We start from the raw sequence: 17,008 nt of genomic DNA on the forward strand, positions 1-17,008 counted from the left end.
AGTTTTAAAGGCACAAAAAAAACCTCTAATTATTTTTAATTTTGTGTTGGCTGTTATGTAAAAAAATCGTTAATTTGCAGCCTGTTTTGAAATAACAATAAAGTATAAAGCAATGTCAAGAGTTTGTGAGCTTACAGGTAAAAGAGCAATGGTAGGGAACAATGTTTCTCACGCCATGAACAAAACCAAGCGTAGATTTAATATCAACTTATTAAAGAAGCGTTTTTATATTCCTGAGGAAGATAGATGGGTAACTTTAAAGGTTTCTGCATCTGCACTAAAAAACATCAATAAAAAAGGTATCTCTGCTGTTATGAAAGAAGCGAGAGAAAAAGGTTATTTAACTAAATAATCCTTAACCGTTAAGATATAGAGAAATGGCAAAGAAAGGTAACAGAATACAGGTAATCTTAGAATGTACAGAGCACAAAGAATCTGGTAGACCAGGTACTTCAAGATATATTACAACAAAAAATAAAAAGAACACGCCAGATAGAATGGAGTTAAAGAAATTTAACCCAATTCTTAAGAAAATGACTGTTCATAAAGAAATTAAATAAGTAAGCCATGGCAAAGAAATCAGTAGCATCATTACAAACAGGTTCCAAGAGATTGACTAAAGCCATCAAAATGGTAAAATCACCTAAAACAGGTGCATATACTTTTGTGGAAGCAATTATGGTCCCAGAGAACGTAAATGACTTTTTAAGCAAAAAGTAAATTATTTCAAAATATTTTAAAAGCCGTCCGGAGTCATCTGGACGGCTTTTCCTTTTTGTGTATATTTACAGCTGAATTGTAAGTGTTGATAGTTTAAAATATCAATAATATTGAGTTTAATACGTCCAAAAAATAATGAGTTTATTTAAAAAGATTTTTTCCAAAGAGAAAAAGGAGACTTTAGACAAGGGGTTAGAGAAATCTAAATCTAATTTCCTTTCTAAAATGAGTAAAGCCGTTGCTGGTAAATCTAAGGTAGATGATGAGGTTTTAGATGATTTAGAGGATGTATTGGTTAGTAGTGATGTAGGAGTTGCAACTACTATCAAGATCATTAATAGAATTGAAGAGCGAGTAGCTAGAGATAAATACCTGGGTACAGAAGAGCTCAATGAAATATTAAGAGAAGAAATAGCTGCCTTACTTTCTGAAACTAGTGGTGGGGAAGGTGATGGTTTTCAAATTCCGGCAGGTAAAAAACCTTACGTGGTTATGGTTGTAGGGGTAAACGGAGTTGGAAAAACAACTACCATTGGAAAACTAGCTCATCAATTTAAGAAAGAAGGTAAAAATGTAATGTTGGGAGCTGCAGACACATTTAGAGCCGCTGCAATAGATCAGCTTCAAATCTGGGCAGATAGAACTCAGGTGCCAATAGTTAAGCAGCAAATGGGTAGTGATCCAGCATCGGTAGCTTTTGATTCTGTTCAAAGTGCTGTAAAGCAGGATGTAGATGTTCTAATTATTGATACTGCAGGAAGATTGCACAATAAAGTGAATCTTATGAATGAACTTACTAAGGTAAAGCGTGTGATGCAAAAGGTAATTCCAGATGCTCCTCATGAAGTTTTATTAGTGTTAGATGGTTCTACCGGTCAGAATGCTTTTGAGCAGGCTAAACAATTTACAGCAGCAACAGAAGTAACGTCTCTTGCTGTAACTAAATTAGATGGTACGGCTAAAGGTGGTGTGGTGATAGGTATTAGCGATCAATTTAAAATTCCTGTAAAGTATATTGGTGTAGGAGAAGGTATCGAAGATCTTCAAGTATTCAATAAATTCGAATTTGTTGATTCTTTTTTTAAAAAATAGAGGTGCCGATCATACCTAAAATTAATCCTATACTTTAGATTCAAATTTATGAAGAAGATCTTACTTGTTTTATTAGCAATTTCAATATTTAGTTGTAAAAATGAATCAGAAGAAAAGACTTCTTCAGTAGTTGATCAAGATACCATCCAGTCTCCTAAGGAAATGGATTTTAAGGTGCTGGATTCTAAATATGTTTCTAAAGATTCTATTATGAGTCCTTTTAAAAAGGAACTACAAGATTTTTCTGCGGAAAGATATAATCAAATAAAGCCATTAGTTTTAGATCAAGATATTCCCGCTATACAGGCTTCTGTGAAAAAAGGTGATCTTAGCTATGAAGAATTAGTACTTTTTTATCTTACCAGAATTCAGAAATATGATAGGGAAAACGAACTTTCCTTGAATTCTGTAATTTCTTTGAATCCAAATATTATTGAAGAGGCAAGAGAAAAGGACGCAGCTTTAAATGAGGATAAAGATTATCATCAAATATTTGGAATACCGGTTCTGCTAAAAGATAATATCGATGCTGAAAATATGTTAACTACAGCGGGAGCTGAGGTACTTAAAAATAATTATACTCAAGATGCTTTCATAACCAAAAGATTAAAAGATAATGGTGCTTTGATCATAGGAAAAGCAAATTTAAGTGAATGGGCTTATTTCTTTTGTGGCGAATGCCCAAGCGGTTATTCTGCAATTGGCGGGCAAACTTTGAATCCTTATGGTAGAAAGTTATTAGACACCGGTGGTTCCAGTTCTGGAAGCGCTGTGGCGGTAGCAGCAAATTTGGTTACAGTGGCAGTAGGATCTGAGACGGCAGGATCTATACTTTCTCCTGCTAGTCAGAATTCTTTGGTTGGATTAAAGCCAACCATTGGTCTATTAAGTCGTGGAGGAATTGTTCCTATATCTGGTACTTTAGATACTCCGGGGCCTATAACAAAATCTGTGATAGATAATGCCATTCTGCTTTCTGCAATGACAGGAAAAGACGCAAAAGATTCTGCTTCGAAAACAAATACAAATACTACTAAAGATTTTTACACCTCAGTAAAAGCAGGAACTCTCAAAGGAAAGCGATTTGGAGCTATTAAAGAGTTGATGGAAGATGCATTGTATGTTCAAGCCATTGCAGATCTAAAAAATGCGGGAGCAGAAGTAATAGAATTCAAAACGGAAGAAGTAGACCTTCCAAATTTCACTCGTTTTCTAAATTTAGAAATGAAAAGAGATCTTCCTAAGTATTTAAAATCTTACGGTAATAAAAGTTTGGAAATTAAATCTGTTACAGATGTAATAGCATATAATCTGCAAGATTCATTAAGAAGAGCACCATACGGTCAGGGATTGTTTGATAGAATTGTTGCAGATACTGCTTCAGCAGAGGAATATCAGTCTATAAAGGATACATTGCATGCCAACGGTAAGAAATTCTTTGACGTTCCTATGGAAAAACATGATCTTGATGGTGTGCTTTCTATCAATAATTATCATGCCGGAGAAGCTGCAGTAGCTTTATATCCCGGTATAACAGTTCCTATGGGCTATACCAAGAGCAATGCTCCAAAAGGTCTTACATTTTATGCGAAATCTAATAAGGAACAAGATCTGCTAATATGGGCTTACGGTTATGAAGCAGTTTCTAAAAAAAGAATAGCTCCTAAAAATTATAATTAATAAAATGCCAACAAATAATCTTAAAGCTATTATTAGTAAGATCATACTTTTTTATAGTGTGTTCTTTGTAGTTATGAAAGTAATCGCCATTCTCTTTGAAAATGCTTGGCCTCTTCCTAATTTAATTCTTGCCATTCCATTTCTAATTTTTGCTATAATTGGAGGTTTAATGATGAAAAAAGAAACATATTCCTGGATCTATGTAATAATAGGTGTAATAGTGATAAGTGCTTTAAGATATTACGAAGCCTCATGGATGGTGTCTTTACATGAATATTTCAGTTAATTTCCCAATCAATTCATTATTCGTTTATTCTTCTGTAGTTCAAATTCTACGTTGTATCTTTGCACCCGCTAACTTTTAACCGAGAATCTATTAAATCGGCTAGAAGTGAAGCTTTTAAAGCACAAATGGTATGAGGACGAAATCTATAAAAAAGAACAGAATTAATGTAGTAACCTTAGGTTGTAGCAAAAATGTTTACGACAGTGAGGTATTGATGGGACAGTTACGTGCCAATGATAAGGATGTTGTTCATGAGCAGGAAGGTAATATTGTTGTTATTAACACCTGTGGATTTATAGATAATGCTAAAGAAGAGTCTGTAAATACTATTTTGGAATATGTGGAGAAAAAGCAACAAGGCGAAGTAGATAAGGTTTTTGTAACCGGATGTTTAAGTGAACGGTATAAGCCAGATCTTCAACAAGAAATTCCAGATGTAGATCAATACTTTGGGACTACAGAACTTCCCGGACTTTTAAAAGCTTTAGAAGCAGATTATAAACATGAACTTATAGGAGAACGACTTACTACTACTCCTAAGAACTATGCCTATTTAAAGATTGCGGAAGGTTGTGATAGACCTTGCTCGTTTTGTGCAATCCCATTAATGCGTGGTAAACACAAATCTACACCTATAGAGCACTTGGTGAAGGAAGCTCAAAATCTAGCAGCACAAGGAGTAAAAGAGTTGATTCTTATCGCTCAGGATTTAACTTACTATGGATTAGATCTATATAAAAAACGAAATCTTGCCGAGTTATTAGAAAATTTAGTGAAGGTGGATGGAATTGAATGGATAAGACTTCATTATGCATTCCCTACAGGTTTTCCTATGGATGTGTTAGATGTAATGAATCGTGAGCCTAAGGTTTGTAATTATTTAGATATCCCATTACAACACATTTCAGACGATCTTTTAAAATCTATGAGACGTGGAACTACGCATGAGAAAACCACCAAACTTCTAAAGGAATTTAGAAAAGAGGTGCCAGATATGACTATTAGAACTACCCTTATTGTTGGGTATCCAGGGGAGACCGAAGCGCATTTTCAGGAATTAAAAGAGTGGGTTAAAGAAATGCGATTTGAGCGTTTAGGTTGTTTTACTTATTCTCATGAAGAAAATACGCACGCTTACAATTTGGAAGATGACGTGCCACAAGATGTAAAACAAGATCGTGCAAACCAGATCATGGAAATTCAATCTCAGATCTCTTGGGAATTGAATCAGCAGAAAATTGGGGAAACTTTCAAGGTGGTTATTGATAGAAAAGAAGGGAATTATTTTATTGGTAGAACAGAGTATGATTCTCCAGACGTAGATAATGAAGTCTTGATTGATGGAACCGAGATCTATTTAAAAACTGGTGAATTCTATGAAGTGAAAATCACAGAAGCAGCAGATTTTGATCTTTATGGAACTCCAGTAAACGCTGATGTAGCCAAACCAGTAAGAAAAGAGTTGAAGATTAGAAACGTATAGTTTTGTATTTTTTGTCAGTTCGAGCGTAGACGAGAACTATTCAATAGTTTCATAAGGTTTTTATCTCGATAGTATCAGGAAACTGATTCATACCATTTTATAGCGTGCTAGGTGGATAAAGTTAGATTTTATATATTTATAATATCTGTATCTAAGTTATAATCGATGCCTAAAGTTGTAAAGAAAATTTCTGTCTGGAGAAAACACCATAATCTATTTTTCTCATTTTTATGGTTTGCCGTAGGATTAAGCTATATTCTTGTATCAGATAAACTAGTATTTGGTATAATTTATATACTCCTAGCTGCCTCCTATTTATTTTTACACTTATCTAATAAAACGAAAGGTAGAGATCAAGAGTTCGTAAGTTGGGATGAAGAAGGTATAAAAATTGGTAAAGTAGGAGTAAAGCCATTGGAATATTCATTTACCGATATTCAAAATATTTCTCTTACTGCTAATAACCTAATTGTAAAATCTGGTGCCGCTGCCGGAACAATGTTAGAATTGAAAGGTTTTACTTCTGAAGATCTTGATCGTCTTAAGTCTAGATTTGCTTCTGAAGCAGTAGCTTAGACTAACTATTTTCAAGAATTTCGAAATAATACTGAATAGCTTTTAGCTGATTTCTTGGTTTCTGCATATCGCAAATAAGCTCTTTTCTACTATATTTTTCTAGCGAGAATTCTCCATCGGTTTTTAATTGGAGTACTTTAAACTGATCTAGACAAACATAAACTCGCGCTATTCCAAGGCTAATTATTTTTAAGAATTTTTCCATATTTTTCGACGGATAATCACAAGCTTTCGCAAGTTCAAAGCTTCTTTTCAATTCAGATGTAAAGTAACTTCTTAAAACATCAATATCTATTGTTCTTGTAGCAAGGGTATGAATCTTCTCCTGATGATCTTTATAAACATCAAAAATATCATTACCTAATTGCATTAGTCCGCCGAGATGATAGATGAGCTTTTTTTCATTTTGATCTGCACTATTTTCCAGACAAGCTCTATAATATAAAAAAGAACTGCCGCCTTTATCAAGAGTGATCTTTTCTAATTCTGAATTGGTGATCGATTTATCTTTTTGCTTTAAACTTTCCTGCTGTGCTTTAAATACATCTAAAGCCTCCTCTTGAATTTTTTCAGGCTGACAAGACTCTTTTAGGCCTTGAGTATAAAGGCTCAGTAGCAACCCTTCCTGATCATTATCAGGTTTCATTTCTTGGGGAGTTAAGATAAAGTCCTTTAAACCCCGAGTTTCTTTAGAAGTATTATCAAATAGATCATCCAGTAATCCTGAAATACCTCCTAAGTAGCTGATCGCTTTTCGCTCTGCCAACTTTATTTTATAACCTCTTAAAATGCAAAAAGAAGTTCCCAGTATTCCGGAAACTCCTAATGCATAATAATCTGTAATTTTTTTAAGGTCTTTTTCAGTTAAGCTACCATCGTTTTTACTTCTATAGAGATCGAGTTTAGGTTGAAGGTATTTATTATTGAATCTTCTTTGTCTCCAAACCTGTTTCAGTAAAAAAATATAGATGCCTGGTAGTTGTATATAATTCTTGTAATTATTCTTCATTAAGTAAAACCGGTTTTCCAAAGCCAAGTTCTTCCAGTTTTGGGAACTGTGTTTCTGCGTCACCCACTACTAAATAGTACATTTTTGCAGGGTTTATATATTTATTAGCCAGTTTCTGAATATCTTCAATACTAAGTGCTTCTACCTGTTTCTCACGTTGTGCTATAAAATCTGGATCTTGTCCCAATTCTGTAATATCGCTCAACATATCTAATTTAGAATTTAGAGTTTCAAATTTTCGAGCATTACTTTTTACCATAAAGCTTTTTGTCACTTCAAGATCGGTAGCGTCAAAATTCTCAGGGTATTGTTTTAAAATATCTTTTACAAGGTCTAGAGCCTCAAAAGTTATATTAGAACGAACACCACTAGATATTACAAAGGGGCCTACCATTTTGCTGCCGTTAAAGCCAGATCGTATTCCATAGGTATAACCTTTTCCTTCTCTTAATTGCTGTGTTAATTGAGATGCAAAGCCACCTCCTCCAAGCCTGTAATTCATCACCTCTGCCGGGTAAAATTCTTTTGAAGTTGCCGCTAATGCCGGAGTACCTATCATGATAACAGATTGTTTGGCACCCGCAACATCATAAAAATAAACCTGTGAGCTGTCTGGAGCATTAGGTGTTTCAAATACTGGGATCTTTACAGTTATAGGTTTCCAGTTTGCAGAAATATCTTTAACAGTCGCTTTAGTCTCTTCAAGATCTATTGCACCCACTACCAGAAATTTTGATCTTAAGGGAGTAAGCTTATTATTGTAATAATCCTTAAGATCTGCAAGTTCAATTGTGTTAACGGTTGCTGTATTTCCAAGATTATTATTAGCTATAATGTTGTTCTGCCCATAAATCAACTTCTTAAATTCATTTTTAGCAATGCTATTTGGATTTGCTTTTTCTTGCTGAATCTGACTTAATACCTGCTGTTTCACCAATTTAAATTCAGATTCATCCCACCTTGGTTCTAATAAGATCTCTTTTACCAGTTCTATTGTTTTGGTAAAATTTCGAGAAAGACTACTTCCACTTATCGTGATCTTTTCATCCTGTGCTCGTACATAGATTTCAGAGCCTAATAATTCTATAGCCTCTTCAAGTTCCTGTGGAGTTTTATCTTTAGTTCCTTTTGTCATTAAATTAGCTAGCAGATTAGAAACCCCGATCTTTTTAGGGTCTTCAAGCAGTAAACCACCCTCCATCTCTAAGCTGAATTTAATAATAGGTACTTCTTCTGTTGTAATTCCAGAAATTGATAGGCCGGAAGGTAAACTAGTATTCCAGATTTGTGGTGTTGTTACTTCTGGAGTTCCCCAATATGGAGGCTCTGTAGATCTGTCAAAGCTAGATGGTGTTTTGGTATAAGTAGCAGTGATACTGGCATCAAATTCATCTTCTGCACCTTCTATAATCCTCTCTTCTACAACTTCAGCTTCCGTAGAATTTTCAAGCGCTAAAGTTATCTGTCCCTTTGGAACAAAACTGGTTGCAATAAAAGGTTTGTTGAAGATATACTTCTTAAAGACTCTCATTACATCCTCACGAGTTACCTTCTTTATCTTCTCAACATTTTTATTGATTTCATTAGGATCATTCGCGAAAATCTGATATTGTGCTAACTGAAATCCTTTTCCAAGAACACTGGAGATACCGTCATAAAACTCTGTTTCCTGTCCTGCTTTAATTCTTTTTAGGTCTTTTTCAGAAATTCCATTTTTAGCGAATAGAGCAAATGTTTCTTCAACCGCTTTTTTAACCTCATCTAGATCCTTACCATCATACGCCCTTATTTGAAGTAACAGCTCTCCTGCAAGTTCTGAGGTATAGTTATACATCTGCACCTCATCTGTGAGTTCCTTTTTAGCAACTAAATTCTTATAGAGCGGCGCATTTTTACCTTGAGATAGATATTTAGCAAGAATTTCTAAAGCATAAGAATCTTCATGATAGGAATATACGGAAGGGTAGGCTAATGTAAGTTCTGGTAGTTTAGCAAAATTATCTTCATAATACAGCTGTTTAGAATCTTTTAAACTAACAGGTTGCTTTTTTAAGATCTCGATCTTATCTCCGGCTTTTATCTCATCAAAATATTTATGAACCCATTCTTTTGCCTGTTCTTTATTAAAATCTCCGGCAATAGTGAGTATTACATTATTAGGTACATACCATTTGTTATAAAAATCTTTTACGTTCTGAAGAGTAGCATTCTGTAGATCTTCCAAAGATCCTATTACTTGCCAGTTATATGGATGCCCTTCCGGATATAGATTCTTATCAATAACATACATGGTATGTCCATACGGTCTATTATCACCACTTTGTCTTTTCTCATTCTTTACTACCTGCTTTTCTTTTGAAAGCACAGGTTCTGTAACTGTATTTATAAAATAGCCAAGTTTATCTGCCTCTGCCCAGATCATTTTTTCCAGTGCATCATTAGGAACGGTCTGGAAATAATTGGTTCTATCTCTACTGGTAGAACCATTGGCACCAGAACCTCCAATTCGTGCGCTCATTTTATCTAGCCCTCCTTTTCCTAAATTTTCAGATTCTAAGAAAAGTAAATGCTCAAATAAATGGGCAAATCCGGTTCTGCCTTCTATTTCCCTTGCTGAACCCACGTGACTTGTAAGTGCTACTGCTACCACAGGATCTGATCTGTCTATGTGAAAGATCACTTTTAATCCGTTTTGAAGGGTAAAAGTTTCAAAATCTATTTTAGGTTCTTTACTCTCGTTTTGTGCTGAAAGTTGTAGACAATTCAGTGAAATAAAAAGTAGTATTGGTATTAAAGCGAAACGTTTTATCATCTGTAGAGCTATATCTATTAATTAAAATGAATTTATACTAAGTATAAGACTTTGAAACATCTAACATGTTACATCTTCTTATTGTAGTTTTATGTATGCGATCTCTGCTAAATCTTTGATGTCTTTTAACGAGTGATCATTTAATGTTAAAATTGAAATTAGTCCATATCATATTCGTTATTGTTCACAAAGAATAGAGAATTCACAAAGAATAATTTCCCGTTCTCCCAGAAAGATCTAAACAGCGGATTGTCTACCAGATATATAAAACTACCTTTTCCCATACGCTCCTCTCCAAAGATCATGGAGTTCTTAATTTTTTCTTTTGCATTACTTCCTGCAAAGCCGGAAACAATTTGAGGTTCGTTCTCTAAATAAGAAACGTTATATCCATTATTTAAATAGGCATAACTGTCTTCACTTAATTTAAGACTGAAATAATAATTATTGTAGCCAAAAGCCATCGGGTTGGTATTATCCACTTTTGTCTTAACAATACTTCCGGTAATGAGGTCTTTTATACTTTCTCTCTCTCTTACATTGTAAGGCAATAAATTCCCTTTCTCTGTAGAGTCTTTTTTGATTGAAGAAATATTTTCGTGCAGATCAAACCCTTCTTTTCCGGCAAAGGCACTCACAGCGTTACCAATGGCAATTACTTTTCCACCTCCTTTTACCCAAGCCTTAAGCTTGTTTAAAGTGGAAGGATCTAATAAGCTGTTATAATATCCAGATGGCATCACTAAAACATCAATTTTAGCCAAGTCTACATTTGAGAGGTAATTTGTAGAAATTGGAAATACCGGGTACTGAAGGTCTTGTTCAAAAAAGTAGAGAATCTCACCATAGCTTAGAGAAGAAGTTCCTTCGCCTTGCAAAACTCCAACGGTAGGCTTATTAATGATCTTGATATCTGAAGAGCCAAAATCTGGTCCGTTACGGGAAAAACCACTGTTTGCAACACTTAGCTTTCTATTAAATTTATTTGCAATACTAATTAATGCAGTATCAAACTCTTCAAATTTAGCATTGTCACTTTTAGTAATTACGAGACTTCCAGCTTCAAATTTCTCATTTTCGGTTTGAAGTGGCTTCTCACTAAATCTTACTTTTATACCTTCTTTTAATAGCGCAGTGAGAAAGCGAGCATCATCCATACTGTTCCATTTGGCTATATATCCGGCAGCAGAAGGAGTTGCGGTATTCTCAAATACTTCAGTATTAACGAGGGTACTACTTTTAATATTATCAGAACTAGACACTGCCTCTAAGCCATAAGCGTAAGGTAAGCTCCATGCGGTAATATCATAGGTAAGGGAGTCGTTTAATTTAGCGTTTGGCTCAAACAGCACCTTTACCATTTTACCTTTAGGCTGGTTCCCATCTATCACCAATGTCTTAGCATTGGTATTAAGACCAGAATTATTGTTCTTAGTATAATTAAAACCTTTAATTCTATTGGAATTTGTATTACCGTATTTAATTTCATGCCTATCTAACAATCTTTGCAAAGCTGCGATCTTATCTGCCTCTCCATTTAAAGCGTAAGACTTATACTTAGAATCTCTGTTATTGAAAAAGCTCTTAAACTCAGAATTTAGTTGCTCTATATTTTCTGAAGCTACTTCTATAGTAGACAATCCGGTTGTTAAATGATGTGCTACTCTGTCTACCAATGTCAGTTCAAAACCTTCTCTTGTATTTATTCCTAATCCGGCACCACCATTTCCAGCCTGTTCATAGGTCATCCCAATTGCACCCATATAAATGGGATAGGTATCTCCATAACTAGGATATAAAAGATCAAATCTTTCTTTCGTAAAATATAGCCAGCCGTTCTTATCAAAGTACTTCGCATGATTTTTACCAATAGTAGTTTGGAAATCTCTTTGGAAAGGGGTAATGATCTCATGAAAAGGTTCTGCTGCCGGAGCAAAATAATAAGGATCATTCACTCCTTGTTCATGAAAATCTACATGGATCTGTGGCATCCATTTATTATAAACCTTTAAGCGTTGTCTTGTTTCAACTTGTGTTGCCCAAGCCCAATCTCTGTTTAGATCGAAAAGATAGTGATTTGGCCTACCTCCAGGCCATGGCTCGATGTGTTCTACAGCTATTGGATTGGCAGTATAAGGTGTTGTTCTTACCATATTATACCAATTTACATATCTATCTCTCCCATCCGGATTTACACAGGGATCTATGATCACAACTGTATTTTTTAACCATTCTTTTTTAGAAGTAATAAGCTCATAAAGCGTTTTCATTGCAGCTTCTGTACTAGAAGCTTCATTGCCGTGTACATTATAACTTAGCCAAACTATAGCTTTTTTAGAGCTAGCAGAATTATCGTTCTCAAGTAATCCGGCGCTGCTTAGATGATCTTTTCTTATTTGTTCTATATTGGTGAGATTTTCTGGAGATGAGATTATTGCATAGGTTAATGGTCTTCCTTCGTTGGTTTTTCCGTAGGTATTATACTCAACCATATTGGAAGCTTCCGCAACACTTTCAAAATAACGTACCACATTAGCATGCCTGGTAAATTCTGTTCCTACTTCATAACCTAAAAAATCCTCAGGTGATTGTAGTTGTTGAGAGAAGCTAAAATGTATGCTAAATAATAAGACAAGAAGTACAGAGATCTTTTGCATCTAATAAAATATTGGAGAGTTTATGTAGTAAAGATAGTGCTCATGCGGGAATTAACTAAAATTTACGGTATAAAATATTTAACTTCGGTATCTTTACGTTTTAAACATTTTCTATGCCTACAGACTGTCTTTCCTATAAAGAAACAAATTATTTCACTCCGTTGATCATCGATTATCTAGATCAGAAGGAAAGTCTTAAACCCTTTTATAATAGGTTTCCTTTGCTCGATAATTTTGAAGCTCAGATCCAAGAAAAGCAAAGCTTTTTTACTTCAGCCAAAAGAAAGGTTTTAGTGGAGGTTTTACAAGAGCAGTATAAAGATCTGCAAATTTCTGAAGCGGTAAAAGAGCATATCTCATTATTAGAAAAGGACAACACGTTTACGGTTACTACAGGGCATCAGCTTAATCTATTTACAGGGCCGCTATATTTTTTATATAAGATAGTTTCTACTATCAATCTTGCTAAAGATCTTCAGAAAAAATATCCAACTTCTAATTTTGTCCCAATATATTGGATGGCAACGGAAGATCATGATTTTGCCGAGATCAATTATTTTAATTTAAATGGTAAAAAATTTAAATGGAATAGCACACAGTCTACAGTTGAAAAAGATGCGGTAGGAAATTTAAATACTTCCGGTTTAGATGAAGTATTAACACTTTTTTCTGCGGAAATAGGAGGAGGGAGAAATGCAGATTTTTTAAAAGAGCTGTTCAGCAAAGCCTATATAGAACATGATAATCTTACAGATGCTACCCGATTTTTAGCCAATGAGCTCTTTAAGGAATATGGATTGGTGATCTTAGATGCAGACGATAAGCATTTAAAACGCGAGTTCTTGCCTTATCTCGAAAAGGAAATCTTTGAAAAAGTATCTGAAAATTCTACTACACCGGCAGCAAATAAGTTAAAGGAATTAGGTTATACGGTGCAGGTAAATCCTAGAGAGATCAATCTTTTTTATTTGAATGATGGTTTGCGAGAACGAATTATTGAGCAGGAGGGTCGCTATTTTGTAAATGAAACAGAGATCTCTTGGAGTGAAGAAGAATTAAGATCTGAACTAAAAGAGCATCCAAATAGATTTAGTCCGAATGTAATGACAAGACCGCTTTATCAAGAAGTGATCTTGCCAAACCTTTGTTATATTGGAGGAGGAGGAGAGTTGGCTTATTGGTTCGAGTTGAAAGATCTTTTTGAAGCAGTAGATGTTCCATTTCCAATACTTTTGCTTAGGAATTCTGCATTAATAGAATCTGCCAAGCAAAATGAGAAAAGAAGCAAATTAAATATTTCTCAGCAAGAATTATTTCTAAAGCAATATGAACTCATAAATAGAAAAGTTAGAAAGATCTCTAATATCGATATTGATTTCAGTCAGCAAAAAGAGCATTTGGTAAAACAGTTTCAGGAGATGTATGCGCTGGCAGAAAAAACAGATAAAAGCTTTTTGGGAGCTGTAAAGGCTCAGGAGGTTAAACAATTAAAAGGATTAGATCATTTAGAACAGCGATTGTTGAAGGCTCAAAAACGAAAGTTGAGCGATGAGGTTTCAAGAATAACGAGCCTTCAGAATGAATTATTTCCAAATAAGAGTTTACAGGAGCGGCAGACCAATTTTTCAGAAATGTATTTGGAATATGGAGAAGCGCTTATACCTCGTCTTATGGAAAATCTAAATCCTTTAGAACAACACTTTAAAATTTTGACCTTTGGAGAAAAATAAAATGCATACTATAGATATGGATCTGGTAGAAATGACCTTAGACGTCATGAAATATACTATAGATCGTATTTCAAATATAACCCCAGAACTTGGGTCGCCTAAAAAAGAAGAAGAATTGCTTAGTCTGGTTGGAGAGACCGTTACTCCAGATGGTATAGGCGGAGAAAATGCTTTTAAGCTGTTTAGAGACGTATTGGTTAAGGCTACAGTGCCCATAGATCATCCAAGGCATTTAGCATTTGTACCTGCAGCACCTACCAGGGCAGCTATCATGTTCGATCTTGTAACTTCTGCTTCCAGTATACATGGTGCGTATTGGATGGAAGGTGCCGGTGGTATCTTTTGTGAAAATCAGGCAATGGAGTGGCTAGTGTCATTAACAGGTATGCCAGAAAAATCTTTTGGAGTTTTTACCAGTGGGGGTACCGCTGCAAATTTATCTGCGATGGTAGCGGCAAGAGAAGATTGGAAAAATAGAAGTGTAGACAATATAGGTCAAAAGGGACTATTATTAACCTCTCATGGAGCACATAGCTCTGTACAGGCTATGGCCAAGGTCATAGATGCTGATTTGATAATGATAGATTGTGAGGGAGATCATCTTACAGGGCAGGAATTGCAGGCTGCTGTAGATGAGCTGGAGCATAAAGATAGAAAAAGACTTTTTGCTGTTGTGGCTACAGGAGGAACTACAAATGCAGGAATTATAGATGATCTGGATACTATTGCAGAAGTATGTGAGCGAGAGAACGTATGGTTTCATGTAGATTGTGCTTATGGGGGAGGAGCTTTGGCTGCACCATCTGTTAGAAATTTGTTCAATGGGATAGAAAAAGCAGATAGTGTTACCATAGACCCACACAAATGGTTATTCTCACCTTACGATTGCGGTGCGATCATTTATAAGAATATGGAATTGGCAAAGAATGCCCATTCTCAGAAAGGTTCTTATTTAGAGATCTTTAAAGATGAAGGTGCTCATGGATTTAACCCTGCAGATTATCAAATTCAGCTTACAAGACGCTTAAGAGGAATGCCATTATGGTTTTCTCTAGCCATGCATGGAACCGATAAATATCGCGACTCTATAGAACGCGGAATTGAATTGGCAAAACTGGCAGAGAAAAAGATCGAGCAAAGTCCTTATTTAGAAATGGTAAGACCATCAAGTTTATCTGTGGTATTATTCCGAAGAAAAGGATGGACTCCAGAGCAATATACAGATTGGACCTACAAGAATCATAGAGAAGGAATAGCACTGGTTACACCTACAAAATGGAAGAAAGAAACAGTTTCTAGATTCTGTTTTATAAATCCGGACACTACGGAAGAGGATATAGATATTATTTTAAAGACGCTGGAGTAATAAACTTTTGGGTTGCGCAATAAAAAAAGCTGTTTAGATCTAAAGGTCTAAACAGCTTTTTAATTTTAATAGGACTAAAATTTATTTTGCAGCAGCAGGTGTTTTTTCTGCTTTATCTACCAACGGGCGCTCTGCTCTGTTAGCAACTTCCCAAGCGGTAAGAAATACCAGTTTAGCACGTTTTGCCAGAAGATCATACTGGATCTTGTCTGGAGTATCTGTCATTTTGTGATAATCTGCATGAACTCCATTAAAGTAAAAGATAATTGGAACATTGTTCTTAGCAAAGTTGTAGTGATCGCTTCTGTAATAAAAACGATTTGGATCATTCTCATCATTAAAAGTATAATCTAGCTCCATGTTAAGATATTTATTATTCATCTCTTCGCTTAGGTTATGTAAGTCAGAACTTAATTTATCACTTCCAATAAGGTACACGTAGTTCTCATTACCTTCATGACCAACATCAGATCTTCCAATCATATCGATGTTTAGGTTGGCAACCGTTTGAGCTAATGGAAAGATAGGGTTATCTGTATAGAACTTAGATCCAATAAGGCCCTTTTCTTCTCCAGTATTGTTTAAGAAAAGAATAGATCTCTTTGGAGCGTATCCATCTTCTTTAGCTTTCATAAAAGCTTCAGCTATCTCCAATACAGCTACAGTTCCAGAACCATCATCATCTGCTCCATTATAGATGTTTCCATCCTTATCTATCCCCACGTGGTCATAGTGAGAAGAGATCACTAGAATTTCATCTGGCATTTCACTACCTTCTATAAAGGCAACAACATTTTCAGATGGTTTTACTGTTCCTCTAAAAGCAGAAGAAGGAACTTCCTGATAATAATCAACTCCACCAAGGGGAGAAGGGATGTTTAATTTCTTGTAATAATCTTTTAGGTATTGTGCAGCTTTCTTTTGTCCTGGCTCGCCAGTTTCACGACCTTCAAATTCGTCGCTAGCAAAAGTATAAAGGTGCGTTTTTAGATCTTGGGCAGTAATGGTGTTGGTGTATTTCATTACATCTGCCTGCTCTACATTTTTTTGGTGTTGAGCGCCACAGCTTACTAAACCAATGGTAAGTGCGCATAAAAATATTCTCTTCATAAAATAAGTTGTAATTAATAAGAGTAGCAATATACTAGATTTGTAGAAAATTGTAGGGAATGTTATTAAATATAATTTTAAGGTGGTGTTAAATATAGGGCATTAGAATGAAGCCTACTATTTGTAGCTTACTGATATTCAGTTATTTTTTAAAATGCGAGCGTCAAGGCTTAAAAAAAATAAAAAAAACCTTTAAAAAAGTTGTTGAAATATGAAAAAGCTTTCTATATTTGCACCCGCAATCAAGGAATACTTGATGAGACACTCGGAGAATTGGCAGAGTGGTCGAATGCGGCAGTCTTGAAAACTGTTGAGGGTTACACCTCCGGGGGTTCGAATCCCTCATTCTCCGCAAAAGAAAACCCACAACGAAAGTTGTGGGTTTTTTGTTTTCAGAAAAACGCTCAAGCTTTTCGCTTGAAGGCGTTTTTGGAAAACGAAAAACAAGGCCACGCTTTTTGGAGTGGGGTGGGTTTTTCTTTGCCCA

At 35.2% G+C, this 17,008-nt stretch carries 14 protein-coding genes and 1 tRNA gene; 11 read left to right on the plus strand and 4 right to left on the minus strand.

All coding sequences use genetic code 11. The features are described from left to right. Positions 1-112: 112 nt before the first annotated feature. The 8 genes from rpmB to P163_RS10825 all read left to right on the plus strand — a co-directional run bounded on the left by rpmB (position 113) and on the right by P163_RS10825 (position 5,837). Positions 113-352 carry a 50S ribosomal protein L28 gene (rpmB, locus tag P163_RS10795; RefSeq protein ID WP_034890811.1) on the plus strand — a complete coding sequence of 80 codons (240 nt, stop codon included), beginning with the start codon at positions 113-115 and terminating at the stop codon, positions 350-352. Positions 353-377: 25 nt separating this feature from the next. Beyond that, the gene (gene rpmG / locus P163_RS10800) at positions 378-560 is read left to right on the plus strand and encodes a 50S ribosomal protein L33 (protein WP_034890814.1); all 183 of its coding nucleotides are present in this window, start codon (positions 378-380) and stop codon (positions 558-560) included. 7 nt (positions 561-567) lie between these two features. Next, complete coding sequence (locus tag P163_RS18175; RefSeq protein ID WP_081891329.1) at positions 568-720, plus strand: DUF4295 domain-containing protein; 153 nt, start codon at positions 568-570, stop codon at positions 718-720. Between the two features lie 135 nt (positions 721-855). Next, on the plus strand, positions 856-1,812 hold the full coding sequence (gene ftsY, locus P163_RS10805; protein WP_034890817.1) for a signal recognition particle-docking protein FtsY: 957 nt from the start codon (positions 856-858) through the stop codon (positions 1,810-1,812). Between the two features lie 48 nt (positions 1,813-1,860). Continuing rightward, a complete protein-coding gene (locus P163_RS10810) occupies positions 1,861-3,492 on the plus strand; it encodes an amidase family protein (RefSeq protein ID WP_034890820.1) in 1,632 nt (543 codons plus the stop codon). 4 nt (positions 3,493-3,496) lie between these two features. Beyond that, positions 3,497-3,778, plus strand: a complete 282-nt coding sequence (locus P163_RS10815; RefSeq protein ID WP_034890823.1) for a hypothetical protein — start codon at positions 3,497-3,499, stop codon at positions 3,776-3,778. A 130-nt stretch (positions 3,779-3,908) separates the two neighbouring features. Next, the gene (rimO, locus tag P163_RS10820; RefSeq protein WP_034890826.1) at positions 3,909-5,261 is read left to right on the plus strand and encodes a 30S ribosomal protein S12 methylthiotransferase RimO; all 1,353 of its coding nucleotides are present in this window, start codon (positions 3,909-3,911) and stop codon (positions 5,259-5,261) included. Between the two features lie 165 nt (positions 5,262-5,426). Beyond that, on the plus strand, positions 5,427-5,837 hold the full coding sequence (locus P163_RS10825; RefSeq protein ID WP_034890830.1) for a hypothetical protein: 411 nt from the start codon (positions 5,427-5,429) through the stop codon (positions 5,835-5,837). Between the two features lies 1 nt (position 5,838). On the opposite strand, the gene P163_RS10830 is transcribed toward P163_RS10825, so the two are convergent. From P163_RS10830 to P163_RS10840, 3 genes are all read right to left on the minus strand, one after another. Continuing rightward, positions 5,839-6,846 (minus strand): hypothetical protein, encoded by a 1,008-nt coding sequence (locus tag P163_RS10830; RefSeq protein ID WP_034890833.1) that lies wholly within the window; start codon positions 6,844-6,846, stop codon positions 5,839-5,841. Further along, on the minus strand, positions 6,836-9,658 hold the full coding sequence (locus P163_RS10835) for a M16 family metallopeptidase (RefSeq protein ID WP_034890836.1): 2,823 nt from the start codon (positions 9,656-9,658) through the stop codon (positions 6,836-6,838). Before P163_RS10835 ends, P163_RS10830 begins: the two co-directional genes overlap by 11 nt. A 158-nt stretch (positions 9,659-9,816) precedes the next feature. Then, the gene (locus tag P163_RS10840; protein ID WP_034890839.1) at positions 9,817-12,315 is read right to left on the minus strand and encodes a M14 family zinc carboxypeptidase; all 2,499 of its coding nucleotides are present in this window, start codon (positions 12,313-12,315) and stop codon (positions 9,817-9,819) included. A gap of 113 nt (positions 12,316-12,428) precedes the next feature. Here P163_RS10840 and bshC point away from each other — a divergent pair, with 113 nt between their 5' ends. Together bshC and P163_RS10850 are read left to right on the plus strand one after the other, a co-directional pair. After that, positions 12,429-14,045 carry a bacillithiol biosynthesis cysteine-adding enzyme BshC gene (bshC, locus tag P163_RS10845; protein WP_034890842.1) on the plus strand — a complete coding sequence of 539 codons (1,617 nt, stop codon included), beginning with the start codon at positions 12,429-12,431 and terminating at the stop codon, positions 14,043-14,045. 1 nt (position 14,046) lies between these two features. Continuing rightward, positions 14,047-15,411: a pyridoxal phosphate-dependent decarboxylase family protein gene (locus P163_RS10850; RefSeq protein WP_034894288.1), complete on the plus strand. Its 1,365-nt coding sequence runs from the start codon at positions 14,047-14,049 to the stop codon at positions 15,409-15,411. A gap of 81 nt (positions 15,412-15,492) precedes the next feature. Here P163_RS10850 and P163_RS10855 read toward each other — a convergent pair whose 3' ends face one another. Further along, positions 15,493-16,521, minus strand: a complete 1,029-nt coding sequence (locus P163_RS10855) for a M28 family metallopeptidase (RefSeq protein WP_034890845.1) — start codon at positions 16,519-16,521, stop codon at positions 15,493-15,495. Between the two features lie 267 nt (positions 16,522-16,788). On the opposite strand from P163_RS10855, the gene P163_RS10860 reads away from it, so the two are divergent. After that, positions 16,789-16,873, plus strand: a tRNA-Ser gene (locus tag P163_RS10860). Positions 16,874-17,008 lie beyond the last annotated feature (135 nt).

Origin of the sequence: Gillisia sp. Hel_I_29 (assembly GCF_000744275.1) — a bacterium.
Taxonomy (GTDB): domain Bacteria; phylum Bacteroidota; class Bacteroidia; order Flavobacteriales; family Flavobacteriaceae; genus Gillisia.